At 62.5% G+C, this 26,057-nt stretch carries 30 protein-coding genes; 9 read left to right on the top strand and 21 right to left on the bottom strand.

Annotated features, from left to right (window positions below):
- Positions 1–78: 78 nt before the first annotated feature.
- Both ACVN9Z_RS28340 and ACVN9Z_RS28345 read left to right on the top strand, forming a co-directional pair.
- Complete coding sequence (locus ACVN9Z_RS28340) at positions 79–600, top strand: DUF4189 domain-containing protein (protein ID WP_020928919.1); 522 nt, start codon at positions 79–81, stop codon at positions 598–600.
- Positions 601–629: 29 nt separating this feature from the next.
- A complete protein-coding gene (locus ACVN9Z_RS28345) occupies positions 630–1,256 on the top strand; it encodes a pyridoxamine 5'-phosphate oxidase family protein (RefSeq protein WP_458212898.1) in 627 nt (208 codons plus the stop codon).
- 70 nt (positions 1,257–1,326) lie between these two features.
- Here ACVN9Z_RS28345 and ACVN9Z_RS28350 read toward each other — a convergent pair whose 3' ends face one another.
- Positions 1,327–2,556 (bottom strand): FAD-dependent oxidoreductase, encoded by a 1,230-nt coding sequence (locus ACVN9Z_RS28350; RefSeq protein WP_051429181.1) that lies wholly within the window; start codon positions 2,554–2,556, stop codon positions 1,327–1,329.
- Between the two features lie 532 nt (positions 2,557–3,088).
- Here ACVN9Z_RS28350 and ACVN9Z_RS28355 point away from each other — a divergent pair.
- The 3 genes from ACVN9Z_RS28355 to ACVN9Z_RS28365 are packed head-to-tail and all read left to right on the top strand — an operon-like array spanning position 3,089 to position 5,408.
- Positions 3,089–4,120, top strand: a complete 1,032-nt coding sequence (locus ACVN9Z_RS28355) for a hypothetical protein (RefSeq protein WP_458212899.1) — start codon at positions 3,089–3,091, stop codon at positions 4,118–4,120.
- A gap of 2 nt (positions 4,121–4,122) precedes the next feature.
- Entirely contained in the window at positions 4,123–4,686 is a 564-nt protein-coding gene (locus tag ACVN9Z_RS28360; protein ID WP_458212900.1) for a hypothetical protein, read from the top strand.
- 29 nt (positions 4,687–4,715) lie between these two features.
- The gene (locus ACVN9Z_RS28365) at positions 4,716–5,408 is read left to right on the top strand and encodes an SOS response-associated peptidase (RefSeq protein WP_458212901.1); all 693 of its coding nucleotides are present in this window, start codon (positions 4,716–4,718) and stop codon (positions 5,406–5,408) included.
- Here ACVN9Z_RS28365 and ACVN9Z_RS28370 read toward each other — a convergent pair.
- On the bottom strand, positions 5,392–5,586 hold the full coding sequence (locus ACVN9Z_RS28370) for a hypothetical protein (protein WP_458212902.1): 195 nt from the start codon (positions 5,584–5,586) through the stop codon (positions 5,392–5,394). The genes ACVN9Z_RS28365 and ACVN9Z_RS28370 overlap by 17 nt on opposite strands.
- A gap of 64 nt (positions 5,587–5,650) precedes the next feature.
- Between ACVN9Z_RS28370 and ACVN9Z_RS28375 the strand changes: the two genes are divergently transcribed.
- The 4 genes from ACVN9Z_RS28375 (at position 5,651) to ACVN9Z_RS28390 (ending at position 7,640) form a co-directional block, all read left to right on the top strand.
- A complete protein-coding gene (locus ACVN9Z_RS28375) occupies positions 5,651–5,995 on the top strand; it encodes a hypothetical protein (protein ID WP_458212903.1) in 345 nt (114 codons plus the stop codon).
- A gap of 276 nt (positions 5,996–6,271) precedes the next feature.
- Positions 6,272–6,532: a type II toxin-antitoxin system HicA family toxin gene (locus ACVN9Z_RS28380; protein WP_082884053.1), complete on the top strand. Its 261-nt coding sequence runs from the start codon at positions 6,272–6,274 to the stop codon at positions 6,530–6,532.
- Positions 6,529–7,068 (top strand): type II toxin-antitoxin system HicB family antitoxin, encoded by a 540-nt coding sequence (locus ACVN9Z_RS28385; RefSeq protein ID WP_458212904.1) that lies wholly within the window; start codon positions 6,529–6,531, stop codon positions 7,066–7,068. The genes ACVN9Z_RS28380 and ACVN9Z_RS28385 overlap by 4 nt, the downstream gene beginning before the upstream one ends.
- Positions 7,065–7,640 carry a hypothetical protein gene (locus ACVN9Z_RS28390; protein ID WP_458212905.1) on the top strand — a complete coding sequence of 192 codons (576 nt, stop codon included), beginning with the start codon at positions 7,065–7,067 and terminating at the stop codon, positions 7,638–7,640. Before ACVN9Z_RS28385 ends, ACVN9Z_RS28390 begins: the two co-directional genes overlap by 4 nt.
- A gap of 286 nt (positions 7,641–7,926) precedes the next feature.
- Here ACVN9Z_RS28390 and ACVN9Z_RS28395 read toward each other — a convergent pair whose 3' ends face one another.
- From ACVN9Z_RS28395 to ACVN9Z_RS28485, 19 genes are all read right to left on the bottom strand, one after another.
- The gene (locus tag ACVN9Z_RS28395; protein WP_458212906.1) at positions 7,927–8,193 is read right to left on the bottom strand and encodes a hypothetical protein; all 267 of its coding nucleotides are present in this window, start codon (positions 8,191–8,193) and stop codon (positions 7,927–7,929) included.
- A gap of 2 nt (positions 8,194–8,195) precedes the next feature.
- Positions 8,196–8,687 (bottom strand): hypothetical protein, encoded by a 492-nt coding sequence (locus tag ACVN9Z_RS28400; protein WP_458212907.1) that lies wholly within the window; start codon positions 8,685–8,687, stop codon positions 8,196–8,198.
- 3 nt (positions 8,688–8,690) lie between these two features.
- Positions 8,691–9,170, bottom strand: coding sequence for a hypothetical protein (locus tag ACVN9Z_RS28405; protein WP_458213529.1), 480 nt, complete (start codon positions 9,168–9,170; stop codon positions 8,691–8,693).
- 102 nt (positions 9,171–9,272) lie between these two features.
- Positions 9,273–9,686: a hypothetical protein gene (locus ACVN9Z_RS28410; RefSeq protein WP_458212908.1), complete on the bottom strand. Its 414-nt coding sequence runs from the start codon at positions 9,684–9,686 to the stop codon at positions 9,273–9,275.
- A gap of 5 nt (positions 9,687–9,691) precedes the next feature.
- The gene (locus tag ACVN9Z_RS28415; protein ID WP_458212909.1) at positions 9,692–11,125 is read right to left on the bottom strand and encodes a phage tail protein; all 1,434 of its coding nucleotides are present in this window, start codon (positions 11,123–11,125) and stop codon (positions 9,692–9,694) included.
- A gap of 1 nt (position 11,126) precedes the next feature.
- The gene (locus ACVN9Z_RS28420; RefSeq protein WP_458212910.1) at positions 11,127–12,017 is read right to left on the bottom strand and encodes a hypothetical protein; all 891 of its coding nucleotides are present in this window, start codon (positions 12,015–12,017) and stop codon (positions 11,127–11,129) included.
- Positions 12,014–17,617, bottom strand: coding sequence for a phage tail length tape measure family protein (locus tag ACVN9Z_RS28425; protein WP_458212911.1), 5,604 nt, complete (start codon positions 17,615–17,617; stop codon positions 12,014–12,016). Before ACVN9Z_RS28425 ends, ACVN9Z_RS28420 begins: the two co-directional genes overlap by 4 nt.
- 35 nt (positions 17,618–17,652) lie before the next feature.
- Complete coding sequence (locus ACVN9Z_RS28430) at positions 17,653–17,964, bottom strand: DUF1799 domain-containing protein (RefSeq protein ID WP_318658334.1); 312 nt, start codon at positions 17,962–17,964, stop codon at positions 17,653–17,655.
- The gene (locus ACVN9Z_RS28435) at positions 17,961–18,278 is read right to left on the bottom strand and encodes a phage tail assembly chaperone (RefSeq protein WP_241047417.1); all 318 of its coding nucleotides are present in this window, start codon (positions 18,276–18,278) and stop codon (positions 17,961–17,963) included. Before ACVN9Z_RS28435 ends, ACVN9Z_RS28430 begins: the two co-directional genes overlap by 4 nt.
- A gap of 90 nt (positions 18,279–18,368) precedes the next feature.
- Complete coding sequence (locus tag ACVN9Z_RS28440; RefSeq protein ID WP_054498345.1) at positions 18,369–19,016, bottom strand: phage tail protein; 648 nt, start codon at positions 19,014–19,016, stop codon at positions 18,369–18,371.
- Between the two features lie 97 nt (positions 19,017–19,113).
- Entirely contained in the window at positions 19,114–19,551 is a 438-nt protein-coding gene (locus tag ACVN9Z_RS28445) for a hypothetical protein (protein WP_458212912.1), read from the bottom strand.
- Positions 19,548–19,898: a DUF3168 domain-containing protein gene (locus ACVN9Z_RS28450; RefSeq protein WP_458212913.1), complete on the bottom strand. Its 351-nt coding sequence runs from the start codon at positions 19,896–19,898 to the stop codon at positions 19,548–19,550. Before ACVN9Z_RS28450 ends, ACVN9Z_RS28445 begins: the two co-directional genes overlap by 4 nt.
- Positions 19,891–20,385, bottom strand: a complete 495-nt coding sequence (locus tag ACVN9Z_RS28455) for an HK97 gp10 family phage protein (RefSeq protein ID WP_458212914.1) — start codon at positions 20,383–20,385, stop codon at positions 19,891–19,893. Before ACVN9Z_RS28455 ends, ACVN9Z_RS28450 begins: the two co-directional genes overlap by 8 nt.
- Positions 20,382–20,720, bottom strand: a complete 339-nt coding sequence (locus ACVN9Z_RS28460; protein ID WP_458212915.1) for a phage head closure protein — start codon at positions 20,718–20,720, stop codon at positions 20,382–20,384. Before ACVN9Z_RS28460 ends, ACVN9Z_RS28455 begins: the two co-directional genes overlap by 4 nt.
- A 10-nt stretch (positions 20,721–20,730) precedes the next feature.
- On the bottom strand, positions 20,731–21,051 hold the full coding sequence (locus tag ACVN9Z_RS28465) for a head-tail connector protein (RefSeq protein WP_060721545.1): 321 nt from the start codon (positions 21,049–21,051) through the stop codon (positions 20,731–20,733).
- Positions 21,052–21,088: 37 nt separating this feature from the next.
- Positions 21,089–22,321, bottom strand: a complete 1,233-nt coding sequence (locus tag ACVN9Z_RS28470) for a phage major capsid protein (RefSeq protein WP_458212916.1) — start codon at positions 22,319–22,321, stop codon at positions 21,089–21,091.
- A 12-nt stretch (positions 22,322–22,333) separates the two neighbouring features.
- On the bottom strand, positions 22,334–22,951 hold the full coding sequence (locus ACVN9Z_RS28475; RefSeq protein ID WP_060721547.1) for an HK97 family phage prohead protease: 618 nt from the start codon (positions 22,949–22,951) through the stop codon (positions 22,334–22,336).
- Positions 22,952–22,960: 9 nt separating this feature from the next.
- On the bottom strand, positions 22,961–24,178 hold the full coding sequence (locus ACVN9Z_RS28480; protein ID WP_241047409.1) for a phage portal protein: 1,218 nt from the start codon (positions 24,176–24,178) through the stop codon (positions 22,961–22,963).
- 153 nt (positions 24,179–24,331) lie between these two features.
- Positions 24,332–26,056 (bottom strand): terminase large subunit, encoded by a 1,725-nt coding sequence (locus ACVN9Z_RS28485; protein WP_313036712.1) that lies wholly within the window; start codon positions 26,054–26,056, stop codon positions 24,332–24,334.
- Between the last annotated feature and the right edge of the window lies 1 nt (position 26,057).

Here is a 26,057-nt window from a genome sequence, read left to right on the forward strand (position 1 = left end):
CTCGCGCATATTGCCACTGGCTGCCGGAATCGCTAGTATCCGCGCATCCCGACAGCGTCGGTCACCACAGGCCAGTCCATGAAGCGTCTTCCTCTTCACATCGTGGTATTCGCAACCCTGGCCCTCGGACTGGCGGTGACGCGTCCGGCAACGGCCGAACAAGGCTGTCCCGATGGCTACACCATGGCCGCCGTGGGCACCGCCCAGTGCATTCCGATTCCCGGGCTGTACCAGGTGCCGGGCGGCTACCAGGCGCCGCCGCCCCCGCCGCCGGTCCGCTGGGAACAACGCTGGGGCGCCATCGCCATGGATGCCGTCACCGGCAAGGTTGGCGTGGCCGGCAGCAGAAAGAGCCGGCAACAGGCCGAAGACGACTCCGTGGCATCCTGCGCCAAAAAAGGCGGCGGCGACTGCCGCGTCCAGGTCTCGTACGCCAACCAATGCGGCGTGATCGTCTGGGGCAACGGCATCGCCGTCTCCCGGTTCGCCCCCACGCTCGAGGCCGCGACGGATATGACGCTCGCCGAGTGCAAGCGGGAAAGCGGCGGCGCCTGTGAGGTATTCTTCTCCGATTGCAGCATGCCGGTACGGGTGCAATAGCCCGCCGCCCCTTTCCCCGAGCCTTCGCCATGCCCTTGGACACCCCCCACCTCGTCACCGACGCCACCGCCCTGCAAGCCCTGTATGGCGAACCGGGCGAAGCTTCGCTCAAGAAGGAAGTGGACCACGTCCATCCGCACTACCGCGCCTTCATCGAGGCCGCGCCCTTTGTGGCGCTGGCCACCTCCGGCCCCGACGGCCTGGATGTGTCGCCGCGCGGCGATCCCGCCGGTTTCGTCGTGGTCGAGGATGAAAAGACCTTGCTGCTGCCGGACCGGCGCGGCAATAACCGCATCGACAGCCTGCGCAACATCCTGGCCGAACCGCGCGTGGCGCTGCTGTTCCTGGTTCCCGGCGTCAACGAGACGCTGCGCGTGAACGGCAGCGCGCGCATCAGCGTCGACCCGGCGCTGCTGCAACGCTTCGAGATGGACGGCAAGCAGCCGCGCTCGGTCCTGATCGTCGACGTGCAGACCGTCTACTTCCAGTGCTCGCGCGCCCTGCTGCGCTCGCGGCTGTGGGACCCCGCCACCCAGATCCCGCGCACGGCGCTGCCCAGCGTCGGCCGCATGCTCTCCGACCTGAGCGCCGGCACCTTCGACGGCGCGGCCTACGACCGCGACCTGCCGGCGCGCGTGGCCAGCACGTTGTATTGATCGCAACGCCGGGCCACGCCCTCGATCCGTATCGTGAACGGCGCCGGGCGGTTCAGTCGGGCCAGCGCCTTCAACCGTCGTACTTCTTGGCCAGGTCCGCGAACATCTTCCGTTTGAGCGCCGGCACGGCTTCAACCGTCCGCAGGAAACCACGGAATAGATGCCGCGACAGCGCACCGCCGTTCACGGCGCGCTCCGCATTGAGGCGGGACAATGCCACGGCGGGATTGGCGTACGCCCTCATCTCGCTTTCGTAGGCGCCAATGGCGCTGGCAATCGACTTGCCGCCTTCGGCGGCCTCGATCAAACGGTCCGCCAGCAATGCCGCGTCCCGCAGCGCGGTGTTGGCCCCGATGCCGGCCATGGGCGTCATATTGTGGATGGCATCCCCCATCAACGTGACGGTGGTCGGCTGCCACGCCGGCAACTTCGGCATGCTGCGTATCGGCACCGCGCTGACGGTGTCCAGGTCCGAGCGCGACAACAGCGAGCGCAGCATCGGCGACCATCCCTCGATCCGCCGCAAGGCGATTTCCAGCAATGCCCCGCCCGGCAGCGCCTCCACGTCGCCTGGCAAGCTGGCGCGCTTGGCGGCATAGGCCCAGACGAGATAGTCTTCGATGCCGTCCGCCGCCCGCCCGGGTCCGGCGGCCGCCCGCCACGCCGATAGAAACATCCAGCCCGGTCCGGGCGGCACCACATTGTTGACCGAGCCATCCGTCAGGTGCCCGGGCAGGCTGTCCCGCAACTGCGGCGTCAAGGGAACCCGGCCCACCAGATTGGTGATGCCCAGGTCGAGGCGTCGCAATTGGCCGAGATACTGCGTCCGCACGCGCGAGTTGCTGGCATCCGCCCCGACCAGCACGTCGCCATCGGCATGGCTGCCGTCGGCGAAGTGGGCGCGGATCGGGCCGTCCGTCCCCAGCCTCTCGTAATGGGTGAACGTGCGCCCCCACTGTATCGGCCCGCCAGGCGCATCCAGGCCGGTCGACAGGATGCGCCGCAAGGCCAGGCGCTCGATGGAACGGCGCGCCACCTGCCCCGGCGCGCTGCCTTCGAAAGCCGTCAGCCGACGCGCCATCTGGTCCAGGAAATACACCCCGGTTCCCGCACGGCCCGCGGTCCGTTCGAACGCATCGAGCGCCGCGGCCGGCAAACAATGCCGCAACGCGCGTTGTCCATTGCCATCGATCAGGATTCCATAGCCCGCCAGGCTGTCCGCCATCGCCCCACCACGTTCGAACACCGCCACATCGATGCCCGCCGCCTTGAGCTTCTGCGCCAAGGCCAGGCCGGCCATGCCTGCCCCCACTACCAACACTCGCATATCGCACCGCCTTGCAACCGGATTCCGGAGCGATATTCTCGTCGATACGGCGATGGAACGTGGTTGCCGGACGGCGCCACGGACCGGTCTACTTTGTGTCAGACTGCAATCGGCGGGGCCGTTTAGGCGGCCCGCACACTTTCCCCAAGGAGTTTCCTTTGAGCGTATTCGGCCTCTTCGTTCTCTTCAACGGAATCGTGCTCCTGCCCTTTCTGCTGTAGAACCCGCGCGGGGTTCCGTTCCTGTCCAGGCGCAAAGGCCCCGCTTCCTGCCTCCCCCACCCCGCCCCGGCCCGATACAATCACGGGCATGAATTCCGCAACACAGACCACCGCCGCCGAGGCCCACGCCGGCCACACCCCCATGATGCAAAGGTGCATTTCATAGGGAGAAAGGCTGCAAATTTATAGAAGCTACGCCAAACGCTACGCTGCGGTGGCTCTATATTCGAAGTTACATAAGGAAATATGCTAACTTTGCCGGACTACAACAATCCGGACATACGATGGCAACGGCGACAAAACGAAAACTGCTGCAAAAGGAACTTCATTACAAGAAGGCAGTTTTCTTAAATAAGAATCCGGCCACACTGCAAGATTTGTTGAGCGCCGCTTTAAGCAAGCTGGACGCCACTCAACGCCACGAAGAAGTAAGCGACGTAAACATGGGAACCGGCAACGTTCCTACGGTCGTGCAACGATTCGTTCGCCTAATCAACTCGCCAAGGGAATTGCGCGGTTTCCAATTCGGCGTCTTGGTGATGTTTACCCCGGGAGTACATCATCTAGTCATAGACTCCACGAAGCGCGAGGCTAAAGAAGGTGAGCGTGTAGGCGAACTGGACGTGGAGAAGCACGCGCCGCCTGAAGGTAAGCACTACCTCGAAACAGTCCTTCACTTTGCTGTTCGGGACAACCATGTCGTCGTCATCCAGTCGATGTCCTTGCGAGCGCGCCATCTTCAAGATCATTTGAATTGGCTGTTGCGGACAGCAGGCGGAATGGGCGACGAGCAAGCCGTGTACCTGAGGGACGAAATCAGCGAGGAAACTAAGCGAAAACTTAGGGAGTCCCCAATCAAGAAGATCACGGTTGAAACCGCCATGGCGACGAGCGTGGAGAGCGTTGACACGCCCGCCGCAACAACGCCAAAATTGGGCTTCGTGGGGCGGGGATGGGATGCCGTCAAGGGCCTCCTTCCCACCACCCAAAACGCGCCTATCACGGCAAAAGATTTCGACGATGTCCCGGACATAGGCGTTAAAATCGAGATGAACGTGCGCGGCAGAGCTCCTGCGGGCACGACGAACGACAAGCTCATGAAATCCGTCATGAACGCATTACAGGGTGCGGACGGCCTTAGATTTCATGCAAATCTCAAGAACGTAGGTACCCTGCGGAACGAAGATTTCTACATACATGTCCGCAAGTCGATTGGCAGCTTTGATGGCCAATTGGTGCAGTCGGAGGTGTACGAGGAAATGGCGAAGTGGCTGGAAAGTCTCATCCATAGCGGCCAGATCAACGTCGAAGACTAGTCATGAAATTGCTAGGCGTCGCTGTAGCCCTCTTAGTGTGTTGGGCGCTCCACAAGTGGGCGCCTGATATCGCTATGGACGTGGCATCGGGACGCCTTCCTACCGCCGCGCTGGCTGCCATTGCCGGTGCTTTGACCCTCCTTTGGGCGACAGCATATAGTCGACTTTCTTCTTTCGAGAAACTGGATGACCTCCGACAAAGTCAAAGAGATCTAGTCTTAACGAGAGTCTCGGGCTTCAAAAAACTGGTCATTCGATCGATTACATGGAACGCCTTGCTGGCGGCTGCAGCGCTTGCAGCCAACGAGTTCGTGAAGCTCCCTTCTGGCGCAAAGCACAGCGGCGAATGGCTAGCCTATCTGATATTTGCAGCGTGTGGGTTCTGGCTCGGCGGACTCATTCAGTCGAAGCTACTTCTAGGGAACATTGAGGCCAGCCGAGACGCCATGCATCACGCTCAGGCAGCGGAGCGAGCTCGGGCGCGCTATCTTCAACAGCTACGGAGCGATGCGAAGGCCAAGCCGCTCGATCACCAGGATAAGCACTTAGCCGGCTATTCGACCTGACGGCGTCCCCCCTCCGTTGAGAGAGCATCGTGTGCGGTCGCATCGTCCAGAAATCCGGCCCGCTCGATTACGTCGAGCGCATCTTTCCCAACCCTCGCCGCGTCTTTGCTGATCCGGCCGGCCCGCGCTACAACATCCCGCCAGGCACGCGGCTGCTGACCATGCACCGCCTGGCCGGCGACTTCGAGGTTGATAGGCAGTGGTGGACCTGGCGCCCCAGCGGTTCGAAATACGCCATGAACTGCGCCAGGCTCGACAAGATCCTCGGCAACAAGTGGCCTTGGAAGATGCTGACGGGGCACGGCCGAATTCTGGTGCCGGCCGATGGCTGGTACGAATGGAAGGCGCTGAACGACGAACCCAAGCCGCCGAAGCAACCGTATTTCATCCACGCGACAGACGGCGCGCCGCTCTACTTCGCGGCCCTGAGCAACTGGCGCCCCGGCGCGGACAAGGACGAGGCCCACGGCTTTGCCATCATCACGAACGACGCCGCTGGCGGCATGGTCGACGTACACGACCGCCGGCCGGTAGCGCTGCCGGTCGACCTGGCCATCCACTGGATGGATCCGGAGTTTCCCACCGCCCAGGCGCTTGCGCTGCTGGAGCATGGCCTACCGGAAACGGCATTCACATGGCACCCAGTGCGCCAGGAGGTGGGGAACTCGAAATACCAACTGCCCGACGCCATCGAGCCTGTGCCGACTACGCCGCCGGCTTGACCTTGTCGTAGAGCGTGATCGCGCCGGCTAGGGACGGCTCCATACCGTGGCGCGTGCCGTTCGACGCCCACACCTCGTACTGCCACCGGTTCTGCGCGAACACCCGGCAGATCGTCCACCCGCCAGGCCCTGCCCAGTAGTACTCGTCCCGCTGCTGCCAGTCTGCCGCGTCCGCCATGCTCCGTCCCCCATCGGCCGAAATCGGGGCCGAATTGCGCGAATTCTAGGCTTGATTACACTGTATGTCCATACAGTATTTTTCAGACCAGACCGTGCAATTCCAGTGCAGCGTTCTACGCACACACCACCTCGGCGAACGCCGCCGCGACAACGATCCAGGCCAGCCCGTCGTGGGCACGGTCCGGATGTACTCCATGCTTCATAAGGGCCTGAATCGGCACGTCCCGCGAATGACCATGGACGCGCTGGCGAAGTTCGGCGCCACAGTTCCTAGCGCCATCCCCGATCTACTGGAACCCCAACTCCTGACCTTCGCGTCAGACCGCGGCATGATGGTGGTCGGCTTTGAGGAAATCGCCGGCGTGCGCTACTACCAGGGGTGGTGGATGCAGTGGGTCACAGAATGACAGCCGAGCTGCAGGACGAGCTGCTGTAGCGGCGCCAGGCCATGAGGCCTGGGTAGCGAACCCCACGCGCCTATCCGGTTGATCTGAGCCTACCCGTCAAGAACTGGAGCGACACTGGATAAATCTCCAGTTCGGCGAGACTTCTACAAGCTCCACGACCCGTCCCCCAGTTAACAAAAGCAAAAACTGCAAGTAAAGTGCAGGAACTCGAAAGTTGGCCCGCCCCACCTGCAACTGAAATTCAGTTGCCACGCCTGCAACTTTTTCTCATAATCCATGTCTCAGAACGCGAAGGCTATCGAACGCCTATGTAGGCTCCCTCCCCCCGCTGATTTCGAGTGGAGAGAACTCCTCTCGATCATGAAGGGATTCGGTTTCGAGTTGCATAAAAACGACGGTTCTAGACGGCACTTTGTCCGCCAAGCGAATGGGCGAGAGTATCGGTTTGACTGCCATGAGCCGCATCCCAGCGGCATCGTAAAGCGCTACGTCATTCGGAACCTGAAAGATTTTTTGGAAGAGCAGAGGCTCATATGAACAACGATCTCTTGGAATACAACGGCTACTTCGGATCCGTTCAGTACAGCAAGGAAGATCAATGCCTCTTTGGAAAGATTGAATTTATCGACGACATGGTGCTGTATGACGGCTCGTCTGTGGACGAGTTGCGCGCAGCATTTATGGAAGCCGTCGATTCCTATCTTCAAAGTTGTGCAGAACGCGGGGTTGAACCCGATTCAACCTGCAAGGGGTCCTTCAACGTACGAGTTGGGACCGATCTGCACAAAAGGGCGACTCGCGCCGCTCGCGAGCGACAACAGAGCTTGAACGACTTCGTTAAAGAGGCTGTTGAAAGCAAACTTTCCGCGCCTCTTTCCGGCGGGAACGTAAAGTCGCACGAAGATGTGGTCGGTCAATTTGACGCGCTCCTATCTGAACGCCTCGTTCAGAGCACCGCATTCACCATTGCGACTTTGACAAACATTTGGAAGTCCGAGTCTCCCGCGGGTGACGACCAGTTCCAGAAAATTTATGGGACTAAACTTTCACTGCACACGCCGAGCACACAATGAAATCTGCTGTAAGTTCCAAGCCTACGACGGCGGACCCCCGCGCCATTTGTGACTCCCCGCTTGAGAAAATCATCTTTCCCTTCGTGGGAATTCGCCGTGCTGAATTGGACAATAATTTGCCACGGCCGCTGGCAAAGTCGAAACTCACGTTTACAGCGGAAGGGTCAATCCAAGGCGTAGATCATCCTACGAATGGGCACAACTATGTCGTCCTGACTCTAAAATTGCATGCCAATGCCAAATCGCAGGAAACGGACGAGGTACTGGTAACCATTGCGCTCACGTGCCTCGGCTATTTCCGTTGTGATAAAGGCCATACCCCCGAGGCTATTGAGGCTTATTTCGACGCAGAGGAAGAGGGCTACGCTAAAAAGTGCATCGCCCAGATCTATCCGACGGCCGTGTTCGAATTGGAGCGGCTTGTTAGACAGGCTGGGTTGCCAGCGATGAACCTCGCCCTGTCCGCCCCCTCGAATGTGAATTTGGTCAAGGAAGAAATTAAGCCCACTTCCCAAGCGCCGGCCCGAGGTCGACGCACGCCCACCAAGAAGGCCAAACCCGCCAAGCAATAATTCTCACCACATCCGTGGAAGGAAGCCAACAGCCCGCGATGCGGGCTGTTTGATTTATGGATCGTAGCCGGCCTCTTGCTGCCCCTTACCAACAGTCGGGCAGCGTAGAGCAGCAGCATGCGCCGATTCACAGGATACCCTGCTTGCACGGCTTATCCTGAATCAGTTCCCACACAACGCGGCCCAAGTCTCATTGCCTTCCAGCACCTGGCGCCGCACCTGCGCCGGCGTAGCGTCAACCTGCGCGGTTGAATCGAAGTAGATCGGCCGCGCATGGTCGCAATACTCAACGCCCACCCTGGCCGGGGCCGCGCACCCAGCCAGACTTGAGCCGATCAGAAACAGCGTCATCGTCCATACGGGCCACTTCATCCTCCACATTGCGCACCTCCTGGCGGGCCTTCGCCGCCTGTTCGTTGATTCGGTCGTTACGCTCCTGGCGCTCATCCGCACGGCCTGCGCTGCGCCCGCGCAGGTAGACCAGCACCACCGCGACAACCGCCGCCGCAGCAGCGACGACGTAGCCCCATATCCGTTGCATGAATGCGGGCATGGTCAGACCGCCACTGCGGCTATGGCCTGGGCATACAGCGCCGGCCAGGTTTTCGGATGCGGCTTTCCGGGCCGCCAGGTGCGCAGATACAGCGACCATCCCGCGTCAGCGTCGCCAATGGCCGGCAGCGCCTTGGGATCGGTCCACAGCAGCAGCCGCGCAACGCCGGCCGCCAGCACGTCGTCATACTCCAGCGCGGCATAGATCGCGTCCGGGTCACAAGCCACGCTGCGAGCCTTGCACAAGGCCGCCAAGTGGCCCTTGCTCGCCGCGTGCAGGAACACGCCCCACACGCCGCCACGGCTCGCCCGCGTGCCCTTTTCGAATTGCCAGAAGCCCCGCGCGGGGCCGCCGATCTGGCGCCGGTGCAGAAAGCGACTTTCCTGCAGGCCAATCGCCAGCAGCATGACGCGCGCCGCCGGCGTGTCCATGCTCGTCGGCAGCAGCGCGAGCGCAGGGCTGACGGCGGTATCGATGATCTTCTTCAGATCCATGGCTCAGCCCTCCCCGCCCGACCGCAGGCCCAGGAGCTTGGCCCGTACCTCGGCGAGCCATTGCAAAAGCCCCTTTTGCCGCATGCTCGCCATCCAGCGCATGTAGGCACCCAGCACCCACCAGGCCGGCAAGCCGGCCAGCAACATGCTCGGCCCGAGCACATAGAACTTGGCCAGCAGCGCGTCGTCGCTGCCGGCGCCGTGCTGCGCCAGCCACGTCATGGCCTCCATCAACCCGGGCTTCCAGGCGATGACCGCCCCGGCCAGCGCAGGGCCGAACATGAACGAACATGCGACCGTGCAGATGGTGCGTACCGTGAACTCGCGGCCGGTACGCGGGGGCATGATGAGTAGCCCCAGCATCGCTGCGATTGCCGCCGGCACACCGTAGGCCATGGCGACCTTCACCGCCGCCAGCCCTCCCAGACCTTCCAGGCCCTTCAGGGCCGCCAAGCCGCCCAACCCCGTGGAACTCGGTTCCATAATTTCCCTGCTCCTGTTGACGGTGTGCATGATTGCCCCTCCCGTATGAACGAAAAAAAGCCCGCCGAAGCGGGCCCACAACATTTAGTGGATTGCCTGACGTTATGCCTTCAAGGCGGCCGCCAAGCGAAAAAGATCATCCAGCCTGGCCTGAGAAAGCCCCAGCACGTCCGCCGAGGCGTTGAGCATGGCACTAGACCGCTCGAAGACCTGCAACTGTTCCCAGGCGCGTCGGTAGTACGCCGGGGTGGTCGACTCATTCAACAATTCTTCGAACGCATCCAACAACGTCCATCCGGGGCTTCCTTCCTTGGCAAAGCGGGTCATGAGCATTGCTTCCCGCCCCTGGTAACGCGAAACTGATGCGGGCACTTCGGGAAGAACTTCCACCCATTCCCCGCCTTCCGCGGCAATGAACCCGTCTCCCGGCCGCTCACCTTTCATCTCGATCCAACCGCTGGGGCATTCGCCCCCAACCTGTTGTAGGCCGTCCCCAACCATTGCGTATACGTGCATGTGAACTACCCCTTGCATTTCCAGACCAGTACACGACTCTGCACCGGACTCAACAACGTGCCGGCGGTGGCTTGCCCAGCCCCGTCGGGGCTTGCCGTAATTCCACGCACCCCAGTTCGCACAATGATGTTCCCGCGGTCCAATTGGCTGGCGCGTGTTCCGTAGGACTCGGACGGCTGGGTAAACCAGCCAGTACTACACCACCCATCAGAGAACTTCAGCTGGGCTTCGCAAATAACATAGGAGCCGGGAAACGGATTCGCCAGCACGTACCTGGTGTTGACCGCAACGGACGCCGGCGCAGCTTCGGTCCCGCCATTGGGATAAATGATCGTGAATGCGAGCTGCGTTTGAAGCGCAGCGTTGAGCGCTGCATAATCGCTCGCCAGCTGCGCGGCGTCGGCCGCCCCCGGGTTGGTGACAGCGCCGAACGCCCGGATGGTCCAGACGCCGGTAGCGTTTACGGGGCGAGCTTCGTCACCGCCGGAAGTCCCTGTGATACCCGCCGCGCCCCATACCGCGCTGCCGGTGCCAACCGAAGCCGCCGCTACCCCCGAATTTCCCCCCAGCACGAAAGATGATCCATTGGCGCTCGGGTGAGTATGGCTCGCGTTCTGACTCGGCTGGATTAGTCCGTTGGTCTCGACCGAGCGAGCACCATCTCCACGCAAGAACACCGCTCCAATCGCGCCCGCAGATTTCCCATTGAAGTCCGGCACCCGGATGGTGGTCGAGCCGTCTCCAGAGGTATAGCTGCCACGCTTGAGTGGGTCGGCCAGCCAGTCGGCTTCAGACACCACCGGCACCGTACCGGCCGCCACCATAGCGGCAATGTCGGGAAAGGTCGCGCGCGAGATGGTTTGACCGTCCGCAGGGATCTGGCCGGCCGGGATGGACGAGCGCAGCGGCCACCAAGCCACCGCCCCCACCGGGATATCGGAGTGAACACGATAGCGCCCTGTCGCCGCATCCCACTCTGCATTACCCTGGCCGGCGATGTAGATCGGGCCCACGTTCTGCGACGGCACGCTGCCGGGCATGTAGACGGGGAGACCTGCCCCGATAGCGGCCAGTTGCGCATAGTGCTTCGCCGAGAAGCCGTCTCCCTCCACTGGCGCGCCCATCTTCGTGGCCCACTGCTGCGCCAGCTGCGCGCTTGCGCCGGCCTCTCCCGCCTTCTGGGCTGCCGCCTGCCGCGAGAGATCCGCACTCACGGCGGATTGGCTCGCTTGGATCTTGCTTTCGGCAGCCGCATCCCGGCTTTGTGCAGCTGCGGTGGCGTCCTGATCGACCGTCGCCGCCGCCTCATTCACATGCTCTTGCAACGTGTTGGCCTCGGTGACGAACCGGGGCAGCGCCGCCATAAAAGCGTCGGCACGTTCCGCGAAGTTCTCCGGATCGCTTCGACTGGGCGGGGTAGGCAAGCTCGTAATTGCCATATCAAGTAAGTCCTTCAATTTCGAGGTTGCAGAACTTCACCATCGGATATGCGATATCGATGGAAAAGTCCCGATAAAAGCCGTAGACCGTCAAGGGGCCGTAGCCCTCCGCGTCCGTGCCGATCCAAACGCAGGGAGTGGCGCGCAGGCCGGACAGCAGTCGATAGACCGCCGCAAAGCGCGCTCCCTCGAGCCATAGACGCTGCGACATGCGGCGCGAGAAGCGGCGCTTGCGAAACGTCGTCACGCCGGTCTCCGACGTTTCTTTGCGGCTGTAGTCGACAATGCCGGCGCTGCCGCCGTATTCCGCTTCGCCGATGAAATAGGCGGTCCCGCACACCATCGCGCCGCATGCAGCTTGCGCCTGCGGTGCGAATATGGAGACGTCCAGGTGCAGGCTGCCATAGGCCGGTAAGTCGGTAAGGACAAGCTCCGTCAGGGGTGAGAACGGTTCGAAAAAGTACTCGTACCAGTTGGTCACTATCGACCCTTCCAGTACACGTTCGGTGTCGTAGAGAATCGGCCCGTCCAAACCGTCGCGCCCGATGACACGAACCCTCGTCCCTATGAGCTCCAACAGCGCCAGGCTGTTGATCAGGCCGGGCCGTACGACCACACGCAACGGACTGTCGCCAATTGTCTGCGTGCTGACCTCGCTATCAAACATCGCCCATCGGTTGGTAGGTCCAGCCAGTGCCCAATACAGCGGCGCCGCCCCAGGCGTGTTGCCCTTGTTCGGCGTCTGGACGCTCTCGTAAACCTTGGACTCGTACACCACCCGTTGCCCCACCGTGTAATCAGTGGTGGGGCTATAGGCGGGGTAGTCGCCTTCAGGCACGCTGGACGAAACCAACTGATCGCGGCCAATGGAAACCGGCTTGATCACTTTCATGCGTTCATAACCTCCACACGTAGGGCTTCCGCACCGTCCGGACGGACAACTAGACCATCGGACTCGATGCGATCCAGCTGGCGCGCCGTCTTGCCGGTATTGCTGGCCGTCGCCCGCGCTTCGATGCGCAAGTTCTCGACCTCTTCCCGCAGGCGCTGTTGCTCTTGCAGGAGCGCCCTCAGCAGCACCAGCATCTGGCTGTCGTCACCACCCGCCAGGATGGCGCGCGTCTGGTCGGCGTTGAAGATCCGAGACGGCCCGGTAACCTCCAACTCCGGCCCGTTCTCGCCGACCAGCCGCAGGCCGCCAGTGTGGAAACCACCTTTGGCAAACGCGGCGACCGCACGGCCAGTCAAGGCGTTGACGACCTGACGCAGCCCGTTCACCGTCGCATCGCGCGCAGCGTTGATCGCGTTGGCCAGCACCTGGTCGCCCGACAACGCGGACTTCTCCAATTCCAGCAGCTTGGCGTCGATCTCGGCCAGCAGGTCCAGACTTTCCTTCTGGTAGTCCTTCGGCGCCACAGCATCCATGCGCCCCGCCACCGCCTCGGCGCGAGCCAAGGCAGTAGCGATGAACGCCTGATACTGCTCGTCCGAAGAAAACGCCCCCTTCGCTGCTTCCAGCATGGGGAGCATCAGGTTGTTCAACTCGTCGGCATAGCCGGCGAGCGCTTCTCCGTCTGACCCCATGGCCTTGGCATACGCCTTGGCGTAGTCCGCTTGCAGATTGGCGAACTGATCTTCCGGCGACAACTGGCTGACGCGGTAGTCCTTCACCGTCTTGCGCAACCCCTTGGCTCCCTCCGCGAGCAAGTTCGCCAGCGCCTTCTGGGCTTCGTAATACCGCAACGTCTCCGCTCGAAGCTCGCCCAGCTTGCCCACCGACTTGCTGGCATCCAGGGCGAACTTCTGCAAGGCATCCGCGTAGGCCGTCTGCTCGGTGCGCGCCTTGTTCGCCGCCTCTGTCGCCACGGCTTGCGCGCTGGCGGCCTCCGTCACAGCCGAGGCATAGGCGGCCTGTAGCCGGCTCACCTCTGCCGCGCTGGGTGCCGCTGCCGCGGCGGCCTGGGCTGCTGCCAGCGCCGCTTGAGCCTGTGCAAGCGCCTGCTGGGCGGCGGGAAGCTGCGCCTGGGCAACCGATCGCGCCGCGTCCAGTTCCTTCCAGTTCTTTTTCTTGTAGGGCACCGTCTTGGGCGCGTAGATATCCCAGTTCAGCTTGTCCAGCCACGCCTGGGCGTCGCTGGCTCGCTGCTGGGCCGCGTCAAGATTGCCGGTCGCGGTATCGTGGGACGCCTTGACCGAGTTGTAAGACTGCTCCGCTGAATTTCGGGCGCTCAGTTTCTGGGCCAGCACCGAATCGGCGTAGTTCAACTGGGCGCCGGCGGCCACCAGGCCAGCGTTGCTGGGCAAGGCAGTGGCGATTTCCTGGATACCCTTGCGGATCGCCTCGGGCGACATAGCCCCCGGGTCCAGCACCTGCTGGGCAGCTTGGCGAACCGCGATTCGCTCATTGGCGATGCTGTCCAACAGCGACCGCATGCGGGTGGCCAACTGCTCGAAGGCAGCGGTCAAGGTCGCCACGAAGACATCGGTGTCCACCTTTTCCAGCGCCCCGGCCAGGCCCGCAAAGTCGATGACCGTGCCACCTACCGTGCTGCGCAGCACTTCCATCTGCTCTACCAGCGACAAACTGGCTTCCTGTGCTCCCGAAAGAGAGCTGTCCAAACGGGTGTTGGAGACGCTGAAATCGAGCAAGCCCGAATCCAGTTCCAGGAAGAGGCGTGATATCTGCCCCGTCGACGTGCCAACCTGAGTCAGCGAGTCTGCCAGCAGCAACGCCTTCAGCGCTGCCCCGTCCAAGGCGCCCGCGAGCGCACCGCGGCCAGTGAACGCCTCCAGCAACTTGCTGGCGGCTTCCTGGCCCCGGCGCGTCGTGGCCTCCATGACCGCGGCGAACTCCGGCGCGATTGCCAGGAGCGCCACGTAGGCTTTTCGGCCGGCGTCGGTCGTCAGATCGAGCGCCGACACCATCCCGCGCAGTTCCTCCATGGTATTCGGCAGGGCCAGATTGACGCCCTTCAGCGAATCAGCCATATCGGCCAAGCTCAACTTCGCCCGTTCTGCCTCCGAGTAGTAAAGCTGGTAATACTGGGCCGTCGCCTGGCTCATCGCGTCAATGCTGCCGAAAGCATCCACCAGCTTGGAGGCCGTGGCCGCGCCGGACACCGACACGTCGTACAGCTTCAGGTCCAACAGCTTGAGCGCCCGATTGGCCGCCCCCAGGTTTGCCCCCAGGCGCTGCAACGTGGCCGAGGCTGTCTCATTCTCCTTGGAAAAGTCGGCGATGTTCGGCACCAGCGAGCGGACCATGTTCTCGCCGATGTTCGCCAGCGCCTCGTCCAACAGCTTCTGGTTTTCCTCCTGATCCTTGGTCAACTTGATCCGGAATTGATCGCTGTAGGTGGCAAGGGACGAAGCCGATACCCCGACCGCTTCCGCAAGGCCAGCAGCGTTCGTCTTCATCTGCTCGAAAGCCGCGCCAACATCGCTGAGAAAGTCGTTATCCAGCGCGCCAATCTGCGTCCCGTTGCGGTTGCTGCGGAACCATCCCCCCTTCTGCTTCCAAGGCGTGCTGGTGTACCCGTTGAAGCCGAGCGAGTTGAAATCGCCCACCATGGTGGTATCGCCGTACTGCTTCGGGCCGCGACCGAAGGCGCGGGCGATGATCGCCGAGCCCGAGAGCATGGAGGCCCACTCCCCGCTCACCCCTACCGCGCGTAGCGCCTTATCCGTCCACAGGGACGGGCCGGTGATGGGGTTGTACTTGGCAATCGGCGCCATGGTGCCATTGCCGGGGTCCCAGCCTGCCCGGAACAGTGAGCGGTTGACCATCATTCCCGCGGCGATCCAGCCGGCCACGGGGATTGCGCTCGCCATCATGGAACCTGCGGCGGCGGCCGAACTGCCGGCGGTCGTGGGGCCGGCAAGGCCCGTGGCCAAGCTCGCCCCCTGGCCCGTCATCCCCAGGGCGAAATGCTGCGCCGCCGACGACCCGATGGCGCTACCGATGGACGAGATGCCAGAAGCCAGCGTTGCCGTAAAGCCACCGGTCAGGGCGCTATAGGCCGTGCGAGCCACACTGAGGGCGTTCATCAGGCTCAACCCACCACCGACAGCGCCTTGCGCGCCGGCGCCGGCCAGGCCGCCCAATACACCCCCGCCAGCGTTGCCACCCATGACACCGGCCAGATTGCCGATGATGGTCGCAACGAAAGGCTGCGCGAACATACGATAGATCTGATCTGCGACGGTCGTCTTGAACGTCGTGACGAGCGATTTCGTGAACGACTTCCATCCGTCCTTACCGTTGTTCAACATGTCGGCGAAGCCCTGGCGGAACACGTCGCCGTACTTATCAACGGTTCGCTCCCAGTCACGCGCCATATCTTCGGTCGTTTTTTTCTGAGCGTCCTTGATGTCCTTCTGACGGATGGCGGCGCCCAGGCGCTTGCGTGCGTCGATTTCCTTCTCAATGAGTTCGACTTCCCGCTCGGAGCCATCGAAACCTTGGAGCGCTGCCTTGCGTTCCTCCAGGCGAGCAATGGTCAGTTGCTCCAGCGCGGCCTTGCTCATGCCATAGGTGGCAACCTGGTCTTCAACGCTTTGCGCCTCCTGGGAGATCTTGGATACCCCATCCTCCAGGCTGGCGAAGTACTTCTCCCGGGATTCCTGGAAAGCCTTCGTCTCCGCGTTGGCCCGCATCAGCGCCCCCGCCTCGGTCGCCAGCGCCTTAGTACGCTCCAGGCTGGCCCGCACCTGAGATTTGAGGTTGCCCTTGAGCTGTTCGCCGATTTCGGCCGAGCGCCGCTCATACTCGTTCAGCTTGCTCGTGTGCAAGCCGCGCTGGTCCAGTTCGACCGCGAGCGCCTTTTCTTCCGCGATCCGCGCACGCAGGCGGGCAATTTCCGACTCGGCAACGGACGGGCCCTTGCCCGCGTCCTTATCCTCAAATTGCTTGTCGATATCGGCCAGCTTGACCTTATGGGCGGCGTATACCTCGCGATACTCGTCCGTGCCTTCCTTCAGGCCCTTCACCGCCTTACGGAACGCCGCCGTCTCATTCTCGATGGCGCGCTGGCGCTGCTGCGGCTTCGTATTGCGGCTGTCGTCGGCCAGATAGTCTGCGCGGAACTGGGCCTGATCGAGCGCCTTGCGGCGGTCACGCTCGGCCTGCGCCTTGCCCTGGGCCTCAAAATACTCGCGCTCCAGCCGCTCCTGTTCGGTCGCGGCCGCCTTGATCAGATCAGCCATGTTGCCGGTGGCACCACCGCGCGCCAGCCGGGCCTGTAGCTTGCCCTCCAGCGCCTGCACGGTCGCCGCCTGCTTGGCGATGCGTTCTTCCAGCGTGCCGGCGCGGCCGATATCGAGCATCGCGTCCCAGGCGCCCCGGGCGGTGTCGCTCACGCCCTTCCAGGCGCGCTCCAGCAGCCCGAGATTCTGGGACAGCTTCGGCGCGCGGTCGTTGAGAGCATCAGCATAGGCACGCTGGGCCACGCTCGCCGCCTCGGCGGTCTTCCCCTGACGTTCCAACGCGCGGATCTGCTCATACGTCGTCGCGGTCAGAAAATTCATCCCCTCATTGAGCTTGAGGGCCGCTTCCAGCGGCGATTTCCCCAACTCGATGAAGTTTTGCACGGTATCCGCCACGGCAGCGCCCGTGGCCTTCTCCCAGCGCACGGCCGCCGCGGTGAATTGCTCCATGTTCTCCGCGCCAACCTTGGCCGACCCGGCAAAGAGATTGAGCGCGTCGGCCGCCTTACCCTGCGTGCCGACCACATCACCCACCCGGCGGGACATGTCCTGCAGTTGACCCGCCGTCACGCCCGCGACCCCGCCCGTTTGAATGACGGTCCGGCTAAATGCCTGGGATTCGTCTACCCCTTTCAGGTAGGCCGCCCCCAGGAAGGCCACCGCGCCGGCGGCCAGCGTGAACGGATTGACCAAGCCGGCGATGTAGCTGCCCATCGCTCGCGCTGCGGGGCCAAGGCCACCAAACATGTCCTTCAACTGGCCGCCCTGCTGCATCAGGACCGTCATGGGACGCTGGCCGCCCTGCAACGACACGATAATGTCGGTGAACTGGGCAGGCAGCCCGCGCATGGCCGCAGCGGTGGCCTTGGCCGACATGCCCATTTGCTCGACCGCCGGCGCGGTGGCCTGGATCGCGGCCTTGGCCTCAGCCTGCTTGCGCGTCACGGCCTCCAGCTGGTCCAGATAGGGCTTCAGCTGATTGGCGTCGATGCCGCGCTGCTTTGCCAGTTCCACATAGTAGGAGGCGGTTCCGCGTGCGCCGGCACCCGTCACGGCAATCTGGCGCTCAATCTGGTTCACCAGGCTTTGCGTGGCCCGCTCCAGCTTGCGGCCGGCCTGCGTGCCCTCTTCGGCCGCCTTGGTCATCCCTTGCGACGCATCACGCCCCAAGGCTGCGAGCGACTTCTTCGCCTTGCCAGTTTCCTGTGTCACCTCGGCCATGGCCGCAGTCAGCCCCGACGCGTCACCATCGACCCGGATAACACTTCTGGCCAGTTCATCAGTCATGACACATTCCAAAAAGAAAAGCCGCCCATAGGCGGCTACTTGCGGTTTATTTCCTGCATCGCTGCGTCCTCAAGGACGCGGATCTGGTCTTCCAGTTCGTCGCACCGCTCGGCAGATAGGCCCAGCCGGTCAAGCCTGCGATAGAGAACGCCATAGTCCAGGCCGGTGACGCCGGCAAAGCTGACGCGCCACTGGGTACGCAGCGAGGCGAATATTTCGAACGCCTGCTGGTTCTCGGGCCATATTTCGACTGGCGGCGCCTCTACGTCCTCGGCCGTGAGTCCGAACGCCTCCAGTTCCTTCGCATTTGGCGGCCGGCGGTAGAGCGCCGCCCCCAGCGCGATCAGTTTCCCAGCCGAGCCTTGACGATTTCGTCCATGTACGCCGTGAAGATGGCGCGGGCCGCGCCGACGTAGTTTTCGACCAGCTTGCTCACGTTGTCCTTGTCGAACGGCTCTTCCAGTTCCCAGCCGCTGGCGATAGCCAGCACCAGGTCGGTGTCATCCATGTCCTTGGCGCGCTCCAGGAACTCGGTGAATTCCTCCTTGCCGCGGTGCTTGAAGGTGAACTCCACATCCGCGAACGCGCCGCCGGGGATAGGCATCGGCACCTTGTGCTTGAAGGTCGGATTGGGAACGAGGGTGAACTTGATCTTTGCCATGAGAGATTCCGAAGAGAATGGAGAATTGGGAAAAAAAGGGCCGTCCGTCCCTGGGCGGCCCGTGGACTGGCGGGTGGCCGGTCGTTGAAATTACGCGGCGTAGCGAACGGGCCGCGACAGCAGCGAGAACGTAGCCTGCACGCCCATCACTTCGCCCTTGGTCATGGTCGGAGTCTCGTTGAACGACACATAGCCGTTGTAGAGCAGCACCGAGCCGTTGGGGAAAGCGACGCGCAGGGCGCGCACTTCGCGCAGTTCGGCGGCGGCCTGGAGCGCCTTGTAGCCGGGCAGCGTCGGATCGTCGGCGATGGTGATCGCCAGCGACTGCGCGCTGGCCTGCGTCGGGATCTGCGCTTCGAAGTCGTTTTCCAGGAAGCTGTAGGTGGCGAATTGCATTTCACCGCCCGACGTGGACACTTCCAGGATCTGCGAAATCTGCGTGAAAGTGGTGATTTCGCGGACCGAACCGCCGCCCGTGCCGGCCGGGAACTGGATCGGCGAGAGGGTATTCATGCCTTCCAGCGCGAACGTGCCGGCGGCGGCGTCGGCGACGCGCACGATGCGCTCGTTCAGCTTTTGCCAGCCGGACTTCAGTTCGACCAGGGCGCCGTTGGCCAGGCCGTGGGCCGCGCTGGAGGCGACGGCGGGATTGGCGTTGGTAATCGCCGTGATGGTTTTCGAATTGGCGTAACCCGTCGCAAGCGACAGGATGACACCGTTCGGCAGAGAAACGGCCATGTTTAGGCTCCTTGCAATGAACGAAAAAATGCCCGCAATCGCGGGCTGTAGGTTTTGCCCAAAGAGGGCGGACGACCAAAATGGATAAGGCGGCCTGCTATGGCTCGACGATCTGGCTTTCCAGTTCAAGAGTGACCGTCACGCCGGCCAGGTCAGCAGCGCTGCCGACCGAAAGGGAACGGCTTGAGGCGCGGGCAACAAAGAAATGCGCTCCCACCCTCGGCAGCGTGATGCGGTAGCTGTAGGGTCGATCCAGCCCCGCGGCCTGCCGCAGCGCGGCTTGTCCTGGGTCGACCAGACGCAAAAGCTCCAATTGCAACGTCTGGGGCGCCCGCGCCACCCGGCGCTGGAACGGAGCCGCGCTTCCCAGGGCATGGAAGGCGGCGGTCTGGTACTGAAGCGCAAGCGAGCCAGCGACCCGGACGCCGCGAATGGGGATGAACGCCAGCGAATCGAACGCGCCCGGTTCCACGATTCGCGGAACATCGGCACTCAAAGCAACGCTGGCACCGGCGATAACAATGGGAGTCGTCATGGCGTGTACCAGATGTTGAAGTCCTGCATGGCGCCCTTAAAGCCGGTTTCCTGGTCCCGCAGCGAGACGGGGGCCCCTTGAGGCAATCCGAAGTACGGTGCGCCGCACAACGCCGTCTGCACCTTGGCGATAAGCTCCGACGCCTGCGCCCTGCCCTTCGCCCAGACGGTGATCTGCATACGAGCATTCTGCTTGTCCGGCAGCGCACCATCCATGAACACCGGGGATGTGCCCCCGACCTGCTGGAACGTGGCGAAAGGCATCGGTGTATCGCCGGCGGCAGTGTCGGGATACACCCGCCCTTCGAAGATTGGCGCCAGCGCCTGAAGCATCAACGATTCAACCATTCTGAATCTCCCGCACCTTCTCGGCCAGCCGCCGGCGGCCGGCCTCCGCAGCAGCCTTGAGCTTGGCGTCCACCGAGGACCGCAGGTAGGACTGGGCCGGGACAAAGACAACCGGCCTGATAGGCTTGTCCTTCAGCGTGATCCATCCGCCATCATCCAACTGGACCACGGCATGGCGCCGCCAATGCCCATATTCGACCAGCCACCAATGGGGCGCCTTCGTGACGTTGACGCCCACCAGGTAGGTCTTCCGATCTGGCGTCGACCGCTTGTCGTCGAACCAGCGATAAATGGCGGACTGGAGTTTGCCGAGACGATGAGGCACGCGCAGCCGGATTTCGTCGTACAGGACAAGGGCCATTGCGTGCGCCGCCGGGCGTAAGGCCTCTTCCTTGATTCGATCAAAGAAGGCGCCCACCTGGGCCTCTATGTCTCCCTCCATGGAGAAAGAAACCGAGTTTGCGCGGAATAGCTTGGCTTTCCTCATGCCGCCACCTCGCGTTCGGTCAGCTTCCGACACACAAGGTCCGTATGCTCGCGCCGCTCTTCGTCCGGCAACACAGCATCAACTTCGTATACATCATCCCCGTGGCGAACTCGCATTCCCGCGAGCACCGAACGGCGATACGGAATGCGGATACTCGCCTGAGCAATCTCCTGCTCCGCCCCCGCCTTGATCGCGGTGATGCCAGATACGTACTTGATCGAGGCCCACGCCTTGCCAGCCACCCGCCAAGTATCCTCAAGGTCATTGGCGGCATCCCTATCGCCCGTGCGCTCCAGGATCTCGATGCGCCGACTGCGCTTTCCTGCCTTGAACATAGCCAATTCCTTAGTCGGGCCACCAGCGATACGGGTCCGCAAGTTCGTCAAATCCCTGGGGAATGCTCGCGAGCGATAGATCGGAGGCGGCCTCTCGGTTTGCTTGCCAGTGCCCAATCAATAACAGCAAGGCCAATTCGATATCAGCATCCAGCAAAACTGCATTTGATGGGGCAGGGTCCGGAAGATCCTCCGCCTTCCGGAAGAGCTTGCGTCCCGTCTTGTGTTCGAAGCGACGAACCGCCGCCCCCGAAAAGCGCATCAGCACCGAATCGTCCACGTCCTCTGGGTCGATATTCAGGTGGTTTCGGATATCGGACAATTCCAGCATTTAGCTACGCGGGCCGGTTACCCGGCCCGCCCCTCGATTAGCCACCCGAGCCCGGTTTGCCTTGCAGCGCCTTGATCGCGGCGGTGTCCTGCAAGACGCAGCCGAAGCGATGGAAGGCCAGGAAGCCGGTCTGGTCGTACTCGGCGTAACGCTCCACCAGGCGCTTGAGGACCATGTAGCGCACACGGCGCAGGATGAACTGATCGAAGTCGCCGGCGAACATGAACTTGGCGCCCGCCGCGACCGCCGGGATGGCCTGGTCGATGACGTACTGGTACTTCATCAGCCGCGCCGGCGCGCCGGCGTCCAGGCCCGGGATCCACAGCGGGCGGCCGTTGCCGTCTTCCATTTCCTCCAGGATCTGCAGCGTGGCGTCGTTGAAGGCCAGGCGGAACTTCGGCGCGTTGCGATAGGCGGGGTCGACCGAGTGGATGAGGCCGTTCACTTCCTTCCAGGTGAAGGTGGTGGCCGAGGCGGTCTGTTTGCCCACGGCAGCGGATGCGGCCAGGCCCTTGGGCTGCGCGGGCGAGCCGGTGCCCGTTCCCATAACGATCAGACGGGATTCGGCGCGACCGATACGCGAAGCGATACGCCCGGCGAGGAAGGTTTCCATGTCGATACCGGTGTCGGCCAGCAGCTCGTTGGAGATGCGAATGACCTTGGAGGACAGCTTGTGCACGCCCAGGGCGTCCATGCCGAATTCCACGTCCTTTTCGCCGGCGTCGGTGTTCTCGCCGATCAGTTCGCCTTCGTCCTCGGTGCCATTGCTGGTGGGCCACTCGATCGGGCCGCCGCCGTCCGTGGTCAGGATCTGCGCGACACTGGCGATGCCGCCGTACTGCTTCATCGACTCGACCACCCTCGCCAAGAAGGTCGTCGGCACGGTATAGCCGCCCTTCTCGGCCGGGGACACGCCTTGTGCGCGAACTTCGGCCAGCAGCTTGCGTTCTTCGGGCGTCAGATCGCCGGCGCCATGACGCACGAACTTCACGAACGCCTGGGAACGCTGTTCCTCGGGGTTCTTCTTGTCGGCGGCAGTGGCGGCAGCAGCGGCCAGCGCGGACGCGTTGTCGTCGACATAGCGCTGCTCGTCGGCGCGCAGCTCCTCTTCGCGCCCGATCTGCTCGTCCAGCTTCTTGAGGTCGGCCTTCATGGCGTCCCACTTCGTGCGCTGCTCGTCGCCCCAGGCGTTCTCGCCTTGGGCATCGTGGTAGGTGCGCATTTCGCTGGCGACTTGCGCACGCTTTTTCTTCAGTTCAGCAAGGGTCATCGTTGACTCCGTTCAGATTGACATCAGTTCGAGGAAGCGTTCGCGTGCGCGACGCTCATTTACAGCCTTGGCCGCCAGTTCCTGGATGCCTTCGGCCTTCTTCTTCCAGCTATCCAGCGAGCGCTGGGCAGCATGGCTATCGCCATAAGCCGGATACGTCACTGGCGACACGTCGCGCAGTTCGGCCAGCTTGTGGATGGTTCGCACCACGATTTCGCCCTCGCGGCGCCATTCGTCACCGTCGGCCGCGACGCGGAACCCGAAACTCGATCCCGTCACGTCGCCACGCTTGAGCGGGGTCAACACCAGATCGCGGACAGTCTGCGTATCGGGCGGGTCGATCGTGTAGGCCAAGCCGCGCGAGTCGATTTCAAGGCGCAGCGTGTTGCTGCGGGTGCGTCCGAGGACGAAATTGGGATCGTGGTTGAACAGTGCTCGCACGTCGTCGCCCAGCACGTCGTCGAACGCGCCCGGCGCGATTTCCTCGACGAAGGAACCGAACAGCAACGCGCTGCGGGTGTTGAACACAGCCGCGTAGCCCGTGATCTGCGGGCGCTCCACCTCGCCTTCGGCGGACATACGCAGCTCGCACGGCTGGTTGCCCAGCGTGCGCATTTCGAGGTCTTTCATGGCTTTTCCCTATTGGCTATTGGCCGGCGCCTTGCCTACTTCGGCCGCCGGCTTTGCGTTGACGCTGACCAGCATTTCGGACAACCCGTCACGCGGGCTGAAGTCTTCCAAGGTGCGCACTTCGTTGCGGTCCATCCAGCCATCGGTGATGGCGTAGTGATAGAACTCGGCCCGTTCCTTGGGGGTGCCGCGCAGCAGGCCCGCCAGGTTGAGCTTCACGTAGTAGCCGGCGCGCCGCTCTGCCGCGGTGAACAGCTTGCAGTTAAGTTCCTGCTCCCAGTTCACTGCCCAGGGCATCATCGAGTACCGCACAAAGCGGATGCTCTGCTCGGTAATGTTCGAATTGGTAGCGCGCTCCAGGTCGTTAATCATGTCCGCGGGGACGTTGTAGATGGCCGCAATTTCCGTGCGGTTCATCTTGCGCGTCTCCAGGAACTGGGCCGCCTCGGGGGGGATGGTCAGCGCGCGGTAGTCCAGATCCGCAGGCAGCAGGAGTGTTTTGTTCTCGGACTGGATGAGGCGCGCAACCGCCTTGCTCCAGAAGTCCCGCAGCCGGTTCCAGGAATCGGTTTTCAGGTCTCCCTTGACCGTCAAAATGCCAGTTGGGCGGCCGCCTCCCTCGAAAAACTCCCGGCCGTAGCGCTGTGCGGCCAGACCAAGGCCCAGCATCTCCGCGTGCTGCTGGATAATTCCCTTACCCAGCCGCCCGGTTGAGCCCAAGGCGCGGACATGCACCATATCGTCCGGATGCACGGCCAGGGGCGTGCCGTCTTCGTCCTGCGTGCTGTAGATCCAGCGGCCGGCCGGCTTGATCAGTGTTGTGGTCCATGGCGTACAAAACTCCAGGCTGCGCAATTCCCCTGATCGACTACGAACGATGCGCGTGTAGCCGTTGCCCCAGCCCAGCACATGGTGTTGCTTGGTCTCTCGCCACTTGTAGCTGGTCTGAAAGTCGTTGGGTTTGGCGTGGATGAGGTCGAATGCGGGATGGTCCGTGGCCAGACTGATGTTCTCACCCTGCTTGCGCAGCACAGCCGCCGGCAACTGCGCCACATTACTCGACAGCACATAGTGACAGGCATACACCGCCGACAGGCTCAAAGCGGCCTCGGGCGTCACCGAGATACGCTTGCCCTCGCCGTGCAGGTACTCTTGCAGGTTCTGGCCCGTCAAGGGTACAGAAGGGCTCTCGATGCTGCGGCCTTCAAATAGTGAGGATAGGATCATCCGCGCCTCCCAGCCGCTGCCCGCAAAGCAAATGCCAGCAGCAAAGCGCCGCCCACGATTAGCGACGGCCCGGTGCCATATTGGACATACACCCCGGCCGCCAAACAGCCCAGCCCAGCAACGCCGGCTGCGTCAATCAGCAGATTTTTCATTTCACATCACCAGAATGTCGTCGTCGGTCAAGTGGTCCAGTACGGACCCATTACGCTCAGCGAGCATTGCCCGGCCGATTGCCATGATCAGCGCCACCGCGCCGTCGATCTTGTTATCGTTGCCCTGTTTGATGGGTCGAACCACGTCGTCATTGCCCGGCAGGTGCTTGCCGATGACGTTGCTGATGCACCAGGTCATGATCGGATTGCCGTCGTGATGGAATCGGCCCGACTGAATTGCAGCCTCCAATTCCTTCATCGGATCGCTCATGTTGGTGTAGTTCTGCACCACCGTAATGGGCGTTAGGCCCTCGTCATCCAAGTGGTGCGACAGATTCGTCGCCCCACTCGGGTCGATGGGAGATTCCAAAACTGGGTTTAGGCGGTTGGCGTCCTCGGCCTCGGCAAGAATCTCCCGATAGTCGATTTCTGCCCCTTCGGACGTGTGAAGATGCCCCGTATTCACCCACTTCTGGAAGCGCTCCGCCATGCGCTTGTTATCGGTGTCGTTCACCGTGTCCTCTGGCACCCAGAACCGTGGCGCGACACAGTAGTAATGGCGCCTTCCATCAATATCGCGGTAGAAAACCCGCGCCATACTGTTCATATCCAACTTGCGGGCCAGATCGAACGCCAGAAAGCAGCTTTGCCCCTCGAATTGCTCCAGCGTGAGGGTTTCGTCCTTGCATGCTTCCCATTGCTGAAGGTTGAAATAGCCCGCCTTTGCGGTCACCCAGAGGTTGAGGTGCTTCGTTTTGAAGGTGTTGGTAAACCGCGCCTGCTTGATCGCGCGTTGCTGCTGGCTGATGAGGTAATCAGCGTAAACCGACACCCCCATATTGGGGTTCGCCTTCGCCAAGACCTTGGGGTCTGTCCAGTCGTCCCCCTCATCCAGCGTCCAGATCCAGCCGAAAAGTTCATCGTTGGGCACCAGGCCCTCAAGCATCTCGATCACTTCGCGGCGCTTGTCGTAGCACGGGCCCTCGATGTTCGCGCCGGCCGTAGTGATGATGAACATCAGCGGGTGGCGGCGGGCGCCCATGCCGGTGAGCATGGTTTCATACAGGGCGGCGCTGTCGTGTTCGTGGTATTCGTCGACGATTGAACAGGACGGCGACGCGCCGTCACCCGGGTTGCCGATGATTGGCTCAAATCGGCTGCCGTCTTCCGGCCTTGCGAGCGCCTGGGCGTTTACCTCAATGCCCATATGCTCGACGAGCATAGGCGAGCGCTGCACCATCAAGCGAGCGGGCCGGAAAACCTCCCACGCCTGCTTTTCGGTGGTCGCGCCCGAGTACACCTCGGCGCCGAACTCGTCATCGGCCACGAACATCGAGATTCCGACACCCGCGGCGATTACGCTTTTACCGTTCTTGCGCGGCACCTCCCAGTACGACTCGCGAAAGCGGCGCAAACCTCCTTTTTTCTTCACCCACCCGAACGTAACGCCCAGGCCGAACTTCTGCCACGGCTCCAGTGTTACAAGCTGCCGCTTGAACGCCCATTCCCCCTTGGTGTGGGGCATCAGTTCGATGAGATTGAGCTTTTTTTCTGCCTCTGCGGCATTGAATCGGTACGGATACTTGGCCGACTTGCTCGCGGCCAGGTCATCAAGGTGACGCTGGCACGCCAGGACAACGTAGCGGCAGGCCGGAACCTTGCCTTTCACTACGTCCTTTGCGAACTTCAGCGCCTGCGCCACCCGTGGATACTGGGGCGCGGCCATC

The sequence above is a fragment of the Achromobacter sp. KK8 genome, from assembly GCF_054188005.1.